The following is a 12,016-nucleotide window of genomic DNA, read 5'->3' as shown; positions in this document are numbered from 1 at the left end:
TATTTTTAATCTTTTTTGTAGAACGGGGTGGTGTAACCATCGGCACGGAGTTTTAAGTCTTTCGCCCACGGCGGAGTCCGTCCCATCTGTTCACAGATCACTTCAAGAGATACGTCCGGATCTGCTTCGATGATCAGCTCATCATGGACATGCATGACAATCGAGCAGCAGCGGAGCGTCTTCATAGCATAGCAGAGGATGTCTCTGGACGTTGCCTGCACGATATTTTCTACGAATTTCGGACCGTAGGAGCTGAGCCATTCCCATTTTTTCGTAGCACCGACACCTTCATAGGTGATGCATTCGCCGCCGAACTTGTTTGTTCCGACACGCGGTTTCACATAGGCAAGGTTCCTGCCGGAGGGAAGTCTGATAAAGAGCATTCCGGATTTGCAGGAAAAGGTCAGCCCATAACTGGAAGTCGTGTGCTTATGCTTAACTGCTTCCATAGCCGCGTGGTCGACATCCCACCAGAATTCCACGATGTGCGGATTTGTCTGCCTCCAGGCGTCAACCAGAGGAGGAAGCTCATCTTCCTTGAGTCCCATTTCAATAGCTCCCATTGCCTTTAAAGCACCGACGGACCCTCCGTATCCGAGCGCGAGCTCTGCAATTTTGCCTTTTTGTCTGAGATGTCCGTTGACGCCGTGTTTCACAACCGGAACATGGAACATCTGGGATGCGGAAGCACAGTAAATGTCGCCACCATCTTCAAATACCTTCTGCCGCCATGTTTCTCCGGCATACCATGCGATGACACGGGCTTCGATCGCTGAAAAGTCAGCTACATAAAAGAGCATGCCATCCTTCGGGATAAAGGCTGTACGAATGAGCTGAGACAGAGTATCCGGGACATCCTCATACAGCATTTTGACAGCATCAAAATTGCCGGACTTCACAAGAGCACGGGCTTCAGCCAGATCGGGGAGATGATTCTGCGGGAGGTTTTGCATCTGAATAAACCTGCCTGCCCAGCGACCGGTTCGGCTGGCACCGTAGAATTGGAACATGCCGCGCGCCCGGCCATCCTTGCAGACAGCCTTCTGCATGGTCTGATATTTCCGGACAGAAGATTTTGCCAGCTGCTGCCGAAGTTTCAAAACCGTCTGCAGCTCCGGAGGAGCAGTTTTCAAGAGTTTCGCAACGGCCTTTTTGCCGAGGCTGTCAGTTTCAAGGCCATTATCCGAGAGCCACTGTTTCATCTGCTGGACACTGTTCGGATTATCCAGCGATGTGATTTTTTTTATGGTTGCAGTCAACTCGCCGCGGGAACGGGCATCCATTTTGATGGCCTTTTCCACAAGATTTATGTCAAGCCGGACACCGCGATCATTGATCTCCTGGTCGATGTGGTATTCGTCCCAGACAGAGCCCGAAACCGGGAACTTCGCGAGCCTTGCTTTAATGCCCATTTCGGTTTCGACATCCCGCCTATTGTATTTCTTGAACAGTGTCCACTTGTCCGGCGCGTCGGACGGCAGGTTCCGTGTGCGGCCGCCGTTTGCTTTCGTCGGAGTACATGGCTGACAGAAGTATTTAATGAGTTCTTTCCCCTCGGTGAGCTTTTGCTTTTCAAGGCCGAGGACGCTGCCGACGCCTTCTAGAGAGAGCGGAAGCCCCATTGTGGCGGACCAGATCATGGAACAGCGCCAGCTTTCCGGATTCAGAAACTGCGCCATCTCTGTTGAGAGCAAATGATTATCATGAAACGGATCAAGACTGACACCGAGGCCCGCAAGGTAGCTGGACAGGCAGATCCGTTCAAAGTTTGCATTAAATGCCCACTTAATGACGGAATCATCGGTCAAGGCATCAAAAATTTCCGGCGGAATTTTTTCGCCTTGTGCAAGGTCAATGACAGATACTTTGCCGCCATCGACTGCATAGCCGAATAGCAGAATTTCGAAGTTCGGAGACTCCGCATATTTATAAACACCGCATTTGGCAAGATTTACATCACTGTAGGTCTCGATATCTATGGATATGTCGTTCAATACATTCACCTCAATTTAAACAGGCGGCAAGGAAGGAATCCCTGCCGCCTGACATCTGCTTATTTTAAAGCTTTCATACGCGCTTCGTGATATTCCAGATCACGGGCAGCCTGTTCCTGCTCACGCTTCTCACGCCTGCGGTCGTACACTGCATCCTGAACTGCACTGATCAGAAACGCAATGCTGAAGCAGAGGCAGATGATGAGCAGGATGATTACCAAGATCGCCTGTAATGTTGTCATAGATTTTCACCGTTCCTTTCTCAGTTCAGGAAATCCTCATCGTCGTCAGCTGCAAAATCTTCCTCAGCGCTTGCCTTGCCGCCGAGCGGTTCTCCGTCGCGGATTTTCTGCAGGTTGTTGAGACCGCAGGCAATTCCCTTGTTACCGGAAGAGTTGAAAGCGTAAAAGGTGATGCTGGCTCTGCCATAAACGCCGCTGTAAACTTCAGAACGGGTCAGAATTGGATTCACATCTGCATCCACGATGCCGGGAGCAGACGCAGCGTTTGCGTTGATGAAGTAGGCATGCGCGTAAGCCGGGTCATCTGGGCGTTCCGTGTCGCCGTCACGAAGAGGGCTCTTGATTGCGGAAAGCGCCGGTACGGTCTTACCGCTGCCTTTAAGTTTTGCTTCGCCTTCCTTGTAGGCGGCTTCGATGGCGGTCTTGATTTTGGCAAGTGTCCTGGTATCGGCCTTCGGAATGATGAGCGAGACACTGTACTTTGGGGTACCACCATTGATGGATTTCGGATCCCACACGTTGGCATAACTCCAGCGGGTATCGGGGCCGGTGATAACTTTCATTGGGTTAGCGATTCTTTTACTCATAATCTTTTTCCTCCATAAAATCATTTTTTGCTGTGTTCATGGCCGGGCGCTTGTCGCTGTCCGGCACGAGTGTCGGTTTGCCCTGTGGTTTCTCAATGTAGGCTGTAAGAAGCTCCTCAAAGCGGTTCTTTCCGAGCATTTTCTGCATAGCGGTGATACCAAGCAGCTTCTTTTCGTATGGGTCGTATCCTGCTTCTTTGACGGTCTCGATGACAGCGGCTTCGTTTGAATACCTGCGGTTCGAGCGGCCTTCGACAAGCTTAAAACCCTTCCACTCCTTGCCGCTTAAGGCTTGCTGGAGTGCGTAATTCTTAATGTCGGATGCCCAGTTCACCAGTTCGTCGATTTGAAAGAGAATGGCCTCAATTTCTGTATCTGAAAGCAACGGTGGGAACTTGAAATCATACTTTGCCATTTTGAGATTAGCTTCAGCTCTGGCGCGGCACTCGTTTTTTGCCTTGCAGAATCCACACCATTCGCCGCAGAGAAAGTTCCCGTCTCCGGCAAAAGCAAGGTCTGCGGTCGGCTTGAGGACCTTGTTTGCCCACTTGTAGAGATCCACCTTTGAAATTTCAAAGGTGCTGATGTTGTCGCGCCTCGGCTGGTAGATCGTCATGCTGACTTTCTCGATGTCGTAAATATCGTCGAAAAGTTCCAGCGCACCGAGGGCGTAGCATTTCATCTGCGGGTTCTCTTCGACGGAAACCAGCACGCCGAGGCCGTATTTGAAATCAAGTACCTGGAGTGTGCCGTCTGCGATAATAAGGCAGTCGGCAGTTCCGAATCCTTGTTTCACCCAGCGGGAGAAGTCTACTCGCTGTTCAACCAGCACGACCGGGTCAGGGCAGGTTTCCTTTGCAGCTTCGACCTGTTCGATGACATAGGCGGCATACCCGGCTGCGCAGTCTTCCATCTCTTCGTTGTAGAAGCTGAGGCTTTCGGTCGGGTCTTTGGCAGGCTGTCCGAGTGCCTTTCGGAGCTTGAACTCGCAGAGCGAGTGTGCGTCGGTTCCTTCTACAGCGTAGTTGCTGCCTTTGTCCTCATAGGTTTCGCAAAGCCTTGCTGATGGCGGGCAGTGGAGCCACCTGTCGGATGAGGATGCAGACAGTACAGCGTGTGCCTTACTTGCCATCGCCGAGTACCTCCGCGTCCTTCATCAGGGCTTTGTAGTTTGCCGGGTCGACTGCCGAGAGTTTGCTGGCACCATACTTCTTCAGAAGTTCGCGGATTTCTGCGGTATGTCCGGCACGAGATTTCTCGGCGAGAACCGCACGTACCTGCTCCAGCGTGAGAATCGGTTTCGGTATGGGCTCCTCTTTAATAGTACTTTTTGGAATTTGTTGCTTAGAATCATCTTCACCGGAGAACTGCTGAGTCAGCCAGTTGGCAACATCGCTAATAGTGGCAGTAGCACTACGCAGGTCTGCGATGGCCTGTGACATTTCGTTCATTTTTCCCATAGGACTTTTTCCTTCTTTCCTCGGATTGTCTTTGTCTGGTGAAAAGTGAGAGGTTTCTCGCCAGTCTGGCAGATACACGACTGATAGAATTCAAAAGTTGAATTTCTTCAGATACATTGCCGCCGGAATTGTTGTAGTTTCCGTACATTTCGTTCACCTTGCTTTCGGAAGGACTTGTTTTTCTCTTGCCTTCACTTTCCACTGGAGATGAGCAGACGATTTGAGCGGAGAAAAGATAAAAAAACTGCCATTATCCTAAAGTAGGACAATGGCCGGAAAAGACTATGATATTGGAATTACTTATTACCACTGATCTTTCTTAGATCTGTGCGATACTTTTTCATTTGATCAGCGAAAGTTCGTTGTGGTCTGCCGAGAGTTTCCGCAATCTTACGGTCGGAGATACCCTCGGGGTTGTCCTTCCAAAGCTGAATGATGCGGTTGGCATCAGGGTCGAGCTCACGCAACCTGGAAAAGAGCTGCTCCAGTAGCATGCGGTCTGCGATTACTTCGTCCATAGCTTTGTGGTTATCAGGTATGTAGTCGTACATGTTGCCATTACCGTCTGAATTTGGAACATCCAATGAAAAGGTGTCGCCCGCTGCATAGAACTCACAACCGATGCAATCGCCATCGCACTTCCAAATAAAGCGATATGGACACATGCAGCGGTGGTGATACTGCTCCTTCTTGCGGATGCGGGACGCTTCCTTATAAAAAGCGTCGTGCTGCTCTTTTGTAACAGGTACCTTTGCTTTGATATCACGAAGATAAATAAAATAGGTCTTGTGGTTTACATCTTTTTTCATTTAAATTTCCTCCTGTGATTTGCAGATTTGTGAGCAATCGCAGAGGGAAATTCATAGTTTGTCAATCGCCTATCTATAGAAAGCAATTGATATTTTCAGATGATCTCGATATAATAGGAATTAGTTGGAATTACTTTGAATCACCATGAACCACAGGTCCTGTCATCCGAGTCGATTCCTGAAAAAAATAGCCCCTGTGATTTCTCACAAAAGCTATTCAATCGTTCGGTAGGTCGGCTGCTATAGTTCGTAAGGTCATTTAGGTTCGACTTGACAATTTGGGGAGAAAAACAGTGACAGCAGATGAAAATTCACGGCTTTGCGGAGGCACCTTCTTCGTCCTGGTTCTTCAGGCTTTGAAGCAGCGCGTCAAGGCAAGGCAGCATTACAAAGGCGAGAGAGATGGCCTCTCTGATCCGGAAGTCCTGATCGGGCTGATCAAAGTTATCAATCCCGACTACCAGGAGCCTAAAGAAGGAGCCCTCAAAGGAAAGACAAACGATTTTAAATCCTGTAAAACATCAACCGGCTATTATTTGCCGTTTGGTAATACTCCGGAAATAGAGACCTTTGACAAGCGTGTCCAGAATGAATATCCGAATGCACTCATGGCCATGTTGAAATTTATATCCGAGTTTCTTGAAACAGGCACCAGCGTGAAAAAAGACGTCCGGCTGGTAAAAGCTCTGATAGACCTGATACAGCAGGACGACAGCATCAATCCCAATGATGAATTCTTCGTTTGTGAGGACGGCGGCAAAATAAAGAAGGCTGCACTTGGCGGCCTTCAAAAAGTCTGTTTCCCGGCATTTCTGCTCGGGGTTTGGCATTATGTGGTTGTGTATCGGAAGGACAATACCGTCGGTAAGAACACCTACGACGGTTGGTGTCCGGAGAACGGCGGTGCTTCGAGAACGTATTTAGGTAATATGGGGAGACGGATCACTGCGCATATGAGTGTATATATGCCTTCTTTATCTGGACCCGATGAACAAGTCCGCGATAATAGCGATGAAGAGCCCCGGTCTGCTGGCTTTGCTACAGAAGAACAGAAATCCGAAACTCCTCCACCTTCGCAGCAGGTAATCAACAATCCCTTATTCATTCAGCAGAATGGAGGCGGTAATGCAGTCATTCCGAATTACGGAACGTTAAACCTTACCATAGGCAAGCGAGGAGGTGGCTCGGATGAGTGACGAAGTAAAAGTGATATCCACGACTGGGCTTACAATCTCCGGGCAGCCGCAGGTGGTTCAGACCGGAAACAATAATGTTACAATACCGAATCACGGAACTGTTAACCTGACGGTTCAGCAGCAGATGGCTGTAATGCCATACTTCGGCGGCAATTTCTATGTGCCTGTCAGGGTTGACCGGGAATATTACAACATCTTCGTGATCGGCACAGAGGAATTCGACAAGCCTTATTTTAAGGTTCCACGCGACAGAGCACTAACCCACCTGATGTCGGAAAAGACAATGAAAAAGTTCTCGCCGCTGACGCCGGAGAACAAAGAGTGGATAAAAACGATGCCATCGCTTTTTATGGCGGAAAACCGGAACTACGGAAAAGCCGATGAAGATCAGAAAGTGATATATGGGTTCGTTTCGGACATCAAGGTTTACGACAACGATGTAAAGGTATACTACTGCGGCTACAAGATAGATATTCCGCAGCAGTGTCTGAACGAGCGTCTCGAAGAGCTGGAGCTCGTCGGTGACAACAGATTTAATGAAATGAACAGAACTCACTGGTCTATTAAGAGATGCAACCTGATACAGGAGCTTCTTGAAGCCAGAGTTCATATCCCGGTGTTTAACATGGGTGATTCACACTGAAGTTATGGAGGATAATCATGGATAATGAAATAGAAAACATCACATCAGAAGCAACACCGGAAAAATGGGTGAATCTTGAAGATATCGCTGAGCATCTGAGCGTTAGTGCTGATACGGTCAGAAACTGGATCAAGGATGGCAAGCTGCCGTTCTATCGAGCTGGCAAACGATATAAATTCAGGATTTCGGAAGTAGACGCGTGGTTGCGCAGCGGGAAGATTTCAAATTAAAATGTCATATGGTAATAATGTGGCAGAAGGAGAATATCTATGACAGAAAAGATGACGTCTTTAATTGAAAAGATAAAACTTGACGCTGCCACGTTTCACGGTGAGACAGTAGAGCCGACATATATCAATTTTTTCTTTGGCAAAAACGGTGCCGGCAAGACAACGATTGCTAATGCGTTCGGAAAGCCTGAGTGCCTTGAATGGCAGAAAGGTATCAATCCTGCTGATTACACAATTCTTGTTTATAATCAGGAATTCATAAATCGCAATTTAGCTAATTATGGAGATCTCAAGGGTGTATTTACCCTGAGCGAAAAAAATGCCAACATAAGGCAGCAGATTGATGATAAGGCCGAAGAGAGGAAGACCTTAATAACAGACGGCAAGCAGGCTGTCGAAGACCGCGACAAGAAAAGCGGTGAGCTCACGCCTTTAAAAGATACCTTTGAAACCGCTTGCTGGAATAATGCAGAAGATATCAGGAAAAGCTTTGAACAGACTCAAGGCGGCAAGAAAAAGAAATTACAGTTCACGGACGAAGTCTTGTCCGGAAAGTACACTGCTGTTGAACACAAGAAGGAAGATATTCAGAAACTATACGATATTGCTTACGATCCGAATGCGCAGAAATATCCGTTGTTTAAGACATCCGCTGATCTTGTGGGCAAATATGACCTTTCCGGAGCAAGCTATCTAGGAGAAGAAGTCACCAGCAGGAGCGAGACACAATTTGCAAAGTTCATGAGAGCACTCAATGCAACCGAGTGGGTGAAGCAAGGCCATGCTGATTACATAGGCCATTCCAAAGGGAAATGTCCATTCTGCCAAGGAGACCTGCCCGCCAACTTCGAGAAGGATATAGCAGAGGCTTTTGACGAGGGTTATCAGAAGGCATTGGACGCACTGGAGGTGTTCGAGACTGCTTATGCGGAGAAGATGCAGGCGCTGATCACACTCCTGAAAGATAATCTGAACGATGTGTTTCCCAAAGTGAAAACTGCAGAATACGAAAAGCTGATTGCACAGTTGAAGACTCTTGTTACAGAGAATGAGCAGCTGATCGCACAAAAACGGGCGACTCCGGGTCAGATTATCAGCCTTAAGGATACTGATGTCATTGTTACTGACATCGACGGTCTCATCGTTGATATCAACAAACAGATTCAGGAAAACAATGATATTGTCGCTACAAAACATGATAAGCAGCTTGAATGCTTCAATATGGTTTGGGAGGAGATCGCATTCCTTCTTAAGGACAATGTCGCAGCCTATCTGAAGAGTAAGGCAGATATTGAGTCTGAGATAAAGACTCTGGATAAAAAGGTAAAGAAACTACGGGAAAAATATAAGGCGCTCACTTCCGAGATTAACACGCTCAATGCGAAAGTTATAAACACGGCAGCGACTGTCGATAGCATAAATGCCCATTTGAAAGATTCCGGGTTCGAAGGATTCTGGCTCCGGGAGAAGGCTGGCACCAAAGGGACATATGAGGTTATCCGTGAAAACGGCAAAGTTGCCGATAAGTTGAGCGAGGGTGAACGCAACTTCATCGCGTTCCTGTACTTCTACCATTTGGTACGCGGAAGCCAGTCAGAAACGGATTCTGGCAAGGACAAGATCGTGGTAATCGATGATCCGGTTTCCAGCATGGACTCCAGCGCTCTCTTTATCGTTAGCGCTCTCGTGCGTGAGATGATCGGTGTCTGCAGCAATAACATCCGGTTGGAAGGTCATGAATATAAGGGTAAGTACATACAGCAACTGTTCATCCTGACGCATAACGCTTTCTTCCATAGAGAGATTACTTACAACCAGGTGAGCCATTATAGGTATGTGAACTTCTTCAAAGTAAATAAGAAAAACAACATATCTACCGTTGAAAAGTGCGTTATTGAAGCCACGAAGATATCTGAGAAGGATAGAAATTACAATCCGGTTCAAAATTCCTACGCGGCACTATGGCGTGAATATGAGAAACTGGACGTTCCAATTCCGCTTATGAACGTGATCCGGAGAATCCTCGAATACTACTTCCTACAACTTTGCGGATATGACAGCAAGACGCTTAGTACAACGGTACTTAGTGCCGTGAAAAAACAAATAACAAAAGAGGCTGAAGGCAGCGTACCGGATTATACGAAATACCATCTGGCGCAGGCGATGCTTTCCTATATTCAACGAGCAGATTCCTTCAACGACGGGCTCCACTTTGTGGATGAGAGCATAAGCTGTGAACAGTACAGAGAGGTGTTCCGCATCATTTTTGACGTGATGGGCCAGAGCCAGCACTACAAAATGATGATGAATGAAACCGAATAACGGAGACCAGAGTTGTAATGTGAGTGAGGTTCAATGTAAATGCAGAAAATGATTGATAAAATATTAAGGACACACTGATTTAATTGGTGTCTGCTGACTACACCCTGATAATATGGTAAAATAAATGTATCTTAAACAAAAGCCGGGATCAACAAATGAAGCAGCAGACATTGAGCAATTTTGAATATTCCAACCGAAAGAAGAAAACAAAGCAGGAAGAATTTCTTGAAATTATGGACGAAATCATCCCTTGGGATGAATGGGTAGCCCTTGTTGAGCCCTATTATCCGAAAGGTAAACGAGGCCGTCCACCGGTAGATCTTGAAACCATCTTGCGGATGTATTTGCTGGTTTAATCTGTCCGACGAAGGGGTGGAGGATGCCATCTATGACAGCTATGCCATGCGCAAGTTCATGGACATCAACTTTCTGGAAGAACAGGATCCAGATGCAACAACTCTGCTGCATTTTTGCCATCTAGTTGAGAAAAACGGAATCGGTAAACTGTACTTTGATGCAATCAAAAATGGGCTTGAAAAGTGCGGTAGAATCATACATGGCGGTACCATTGTGGATGCCACCATCATTGCGGCGCCTTTCTCAACCAAGAATGCTTCCCGCGAACGTGACCCGGAAATGCATCAGACCAAAAAGGGAAATCAGTGGCATTTCGGCATGAAAATGCATGCCGGCGTGGACGCGGGAACAGGATATATCCATACCATTACGGCAACCGCAGCCAATGTTCACGATGTTGATCAGGCAGCAGAGTTGATATGCTAGGTCCAGACCGCCCCGGCGTGATGCTGAGTTCTCACGCGCAGGAGATATAGCTGTCGAGGAGGTGATCGCCGACTTCTCCTCTGACGGCAAGATGAAGCCGCTAAAGCTTATCTGGGAGGACGGCAGAGGATTACGATATCGACCGCATAAATCCGTGTGGATCAGTGCGCCAGCCTTCGTGCAGGCGGCGCTGGAATCTGCTATGTCTGCGGATTTTGGGACAGCAGGTTGAGCTGTATTATGAGGAAAATGGCTTCTGGTTCGTGAATTGGAAGATTTCGGTGGCGTAGAAAACGGCAGGCGTTCAATCGCATATTTCTGAGTACTGTTCACCAGAAGATGATCATGTTATGCTGATGGCGAAGGCAACGAATAAAGAAGCTATAGGACACTCTTTTTGAGACTGCGAGCATAAAATCATTATGATAGAAGAACTGCTTTACGGAAGAACCAGAAGTTTTTTGATCGGCAGGAAAATCTTGATTAACACAGACTGGACGGGCTCGCTGCTGGTCTTCTTCGCGTGTCTGAAGGGCAGAAGAATCAACATTAAGAATATCCAGTATCTTCTGATCACCCATTACCATCCGGATCATATGGGGATAGCGGCAGATCTAATGGAGATGGGAGTTGCGCTTCTAATTATGGATGTGCAGAAGGATTTTGTGCATCAGTCGGATGCAGTTTTCAAGAAGGAAAGAAGGCACCGCTTCACGCCTGTGGATGAAAGAAAAGCGATTTTCCTGAACTGCTCAGACAGCAGGAATTTCCTGAGCCAGATCGGAATCAGTGGCGAAATCATCCCGACACCAGGACATTCCGATGATAGCGTGTCACTGATTTTAGATGAGGAACAGGCGGCATTCGTCGGCGATTTCTGTCCATTTGAGCAGGTGCCTTACTGCCAGAATCGTGTCCTTGAAGAAAGCGCAAGTAGGCTGAAAAGCATGGGCGTGAAGAAAATATATTACAGCCACTATCCATCGGAAGATATTTAATGCTGATCCGATGCAGAGAAAAAAAGCTATTGCTTGAATACAGATGTTTCTGCCCCGATGTCGGTACAGTCGCTGATCATCCGAGCTTCATTTTTACCTTGCAAAAGTTATGGCGCGGTGCAGTTACAGTCTGCTTTTGTTTTCAATTCTTTCCCGAATCCGAAGCTTCCTTTCCTCGTTTTTGCGCAACTGATAAGTGTCATGGCTCATGATTTTAATCAGGCAATCCTGCAGGGATCCGCCGTGCCCACGGGCGTGGTAATCCATCCCATAGTGATGGTTATGATAGATGATGCAGCTGATTTTTCCGGGCACGTATTCGAAGGGTACGATGTGCCAGTAGTGACCAGTGTTCCTGGATTGAACGGTGACGGAGAATACTGAAGATTGAAGCACGTTGAAGTAATTGCGGTCGATCAACATAAAATCTCTTGACGCGGACATGTAAGCTCCTCTTGATTTGAATGTGATCAGGAAAAGATGCCGGAATCGGCACAGTGATAGACAGAGAATGACAATCTCGAAAGTGAATTACTGCTTGAGAACAGTGTACCATACAGGGCATCGGTAGGACAGAAAAAATTTCCAGGCGCACGGTATTTTGATTCAAAACCATGCAGTATCACCATGTACTTTTAAATGTGTACAATCTGCAGGCTTATGCTCTTGAAACAATGGTAAACTGTACGTATCACATCGGATGAAGTCGCATCATAAGCGTTCGGTAAGAACGCGCAGCCAGCACCGTTTCC

At 47.4% G+C, this 12,016-nt stretch carries 14 protein-coding genes; 8 read left to right on the top strand and 6 right to left on the bottom strand.

Annotated elements, in window-relative coordinates:
- Window positions 1-5 precede the first annotated feature (5 nt).
- From LKE53_08850 to LKE53_08825, 6 genes are all read right to left on the bottom strand, one after another.
- Window positions 6-1,994, bottom strand: a complete 1,989-nt coding sequence (locus tag LKE53_08850; GenBank protein ID MCH3972850.1) for a DNA polymerase — start codon at window positions 1,992-1,994, stop codon at window positions 6-8.
- Window positions 1,995-2,053: 59 nt separating this feature from the next.
- Window positions 2,054-2,236 (bottom strand): hypothetical protein, encoded by a 183-nt coding sequence (locus LKE53_08845; protein ID MCH3972849.1) that lies wholly within the window; start codon window positions 2,234-2,236, stop codon window positions 2,054-2,056.
- A 20-nt stretch (window positions 2,237-2,256) separates the two neighbouring features.
- Window positions 2,257-2,823 carry a DUF2815 family protein gene (locus tag LKE53_08840; protein MCH3972848.1) on the bottom strand — a complete coding sequence of 189 codons (567 nt, stop codon included), beginning with the start codon at window positions 2,821-2,823 and terminating at the stop codon, window positions 2,257-2,259.
- Window positions 2,816-3,955 (bottom strand): DUF2800 domain-containing protein, encoded by a 1,140-nt coding sequence (locus tag LKE53_08835; protein MCH3972847.1) that lies wholly within the window; start codon window positions 3,953-3,955, stop codon window positions 2,816-2,818. The genes LKE53_08840 and LKE53_08835 overlap by 8 nt, the downstream gene beginning before the upstream one ends.
- Complete coding sequence (locus LKE53_08830) at window positions 3,945-4,283, bottom strand: DNA ligase (GenBank protein ID MCH3972846.1); 339 nt, start codon at window positions 4,281-4,283, stop codon at window positions 3,945-3,947. Before LKE53_08830 ends, LKE53_08835 begins: the two co-directional genes overlap by 11 nt.
- Window positions 4,284-4,579: 296 nt before the next feature.
- Complete coding sequence (locus LKE53_08825; GenBank protein ID MCH3972845.1) at window positions 4,580-5,092, bottom strand: sigma-70 family RNA polymerase sigma factor; 513 nt, start codon at window positions 5,090-5,092, stop codon at window positions 4,580-4,582.
- A 293-nt stretch (window positions 5,093-5,385) separates the two neighbouring features.
- Here LKE53_08825 and LKE53_08820 point away from each other — a divergent pair, with 293 nt between their 5' ends.
- From LKE53_08820 to LKE53_08785, 8 genes are all read left to right on the top strand, one after another.
- A complete protein-coding gene (locus tag LKE53_08820; protein ID MCH3972844.1) occupies window positions 5,386-6,288 on the top strand; it encodes a hypothetical protein in 903 nt (300 codons plus the stop codon).
- Window positions 6,281-6,931 carry a hypothetical protein gene (locus LKE53_08815; protein ID MCH3972843.1) on the top strand — a complete coding sequence of 217 codons (651 nt, stop codon included), beginning with the start codon at window positions 6,281-6,283 and terminating at the stop codon, window positions 6,929-6,931. The genes LKE53_08820 and LKE53_08815 overlap by 8 nt, the downstream gene beginning before the upstream one ends.
- 17 nt (window positions 6,932-6,948) lie before the next feature.
- On the top strand, window positions 6,949-7,161 hold the full coding sequence (locus tag LKE53_08810) for a helix-turn-helix domain-containing protein (protein MCH3972842.1): 213 nt from the start codon (window positions 6,949-6,951) through the stop codon (window positions 7,159-7,161).
- A 39-nt stretch (window positions 7,162-7,200) separates the two neighbouring features.
- Window positions 7,201-9,483, top strand: a complete 2,283-nt coding sequence (locus LKE53_08805) for an AAA family ATPase (protein MCH3972841.1) — start codon at window positions 7,201-7,203, stop codon at window positions 9,481-9,483.
- Window positions 9,484-9,638: 155 nt separating this feature from the next.
- Window positions 9,639-9,839 carry a hypothetical protein gene (locus LKE53_08800; GenBank protein MCH3972840.1) on the top strand — a complete coding sequence of 67 codons (201 nt, stop codon included), beginning with the start codon at window positions 9,639-9,641 and terminating at the stop codon, window positions 9,837-9,839.
- Window positions 9,805-10,266: an IS5 family transposase gene (locus LKE53_08795; protein MCH3972839.1), complete on the top strand. Its 462-nt coding sequence runs from the start codon at window positions 9,805-9,807 to the stop codon at window positions 10,264-10,266. The genes LKE53_08800 and LKE53_08795 overlap by 35 nt, the downstream gene beginning before the upstream one ends.
- Before the next feature lie 422 nt (window positions 10,267-10,688).
- A complete protein-coding gene (locus LKE53_08790; protein ID MCH3972838.1) occupies window positions 10,689-11,264 on the top strand; it encodes an MBL fold metallo-hydrolase in 576 nt (191 codons plus the stop codon).
- 33 nt (window positions 11,265-11,297) lie between these two features.
- Window positions 11,298-11,648, top strand: a complete 351-nt coding sequence (locus LKE53_08785; protein MCH3972837.1) for a hypothetical protein — start codon at window positions 11,298-11,300, stop codon at window positions 11,646-11,648.
- Window positions 11,649-12,016 lie beyond the last annotated feature (368 nt).

The sequence above is a fragment of the Oscillospiraceae bacterium genome (assembly GCA_022483045.1).
In the GTDB taxonomy this organism is placed as follows: Bacteria; Bacillota; Clostridia; order Oscillospirales; family Acutalibacteraceae; genus Caproicibacterium.
Note: the sequence above shows the minus strand (reverse complement) of the source record. Positions and strands in the feature narration are given on the sequence as shown.

What these genes read in the sequence shown, in the direction of transcription:
- LKE53_08845 (MCH3972849.1), bottom strand. Translation starts at nt 2,236, where the DNA reads ATGACAACATTACAGGCGATCTTGGTAATCATCCTGCTCATCATCTGC.
- LKE53_08840 (MCH3972848.1), bottom strand. Translation starts at nt 2,823, where the DNA reads ATGAGTAAAAGAATCGCTAACCCAATGAAAGTTATCACCGGCCCCGAT.
- LKE53_08835 (MCH3972847.1), bottom strand. Translation starts at nt 3,955, where the DNA reads ATGGCAAGTAAGGCACACGCTGTACTGTCTGCATCCTCATCCGACAGG.
- LKE53_08830 (MCH3972846.1), bottom strand. Translation starts at nt 4,283, where the DNA reads ATGGGAAAAATGAACGAAATGTCACAGGCCATCGCAGACCTGCGTAGT.
- LKE53_08825 (MCH3972845.1), bottom strand. Translation starts at nt 5,092, where the DNA reads ATGAAAAAAGATGTAAACCACAAGACCTATTTTATTTATCTTCGTGAT.
- LKE53_08815 (MCH3972843.1), top strand. Translation starts at nt 6,281, where the DNA reads ATGAGTGACGAAGTAAAAGTGATATCCACGACTGGGCTTACAATCTCC.
- LKE53_08810 (MCH3972842.1), top strand. Translation starts at nt 6,949, where the DNA reads ATGGATAATGAAATAGAAAACATCACATCAGAAGCAACACCGGAAAAA.
- LKE53_08805 (MCH3972841.1), top strand. Translation starts at nt 7,201, where the DNA reads ATGACAGAAAAGATGACGTCTTTAATTGAAAAGATAAAACTTGACGCT.
- LKE53_08800 (MCH3972840.1), top strand. Translation starts at nt 9,639, where the DNA reads ATGAAGCAGCAGACATTGAGCAATTTTGAATATTCCAACCGAAAGAAG.
- LKE53_08790 (MCH3972838.1), top strand. Translation starts at nt 10,689, where the DNA reads ATGATAGAAGAACTGCTTTACGGAAGAACCAGAAGTTTTTTGATCGGC.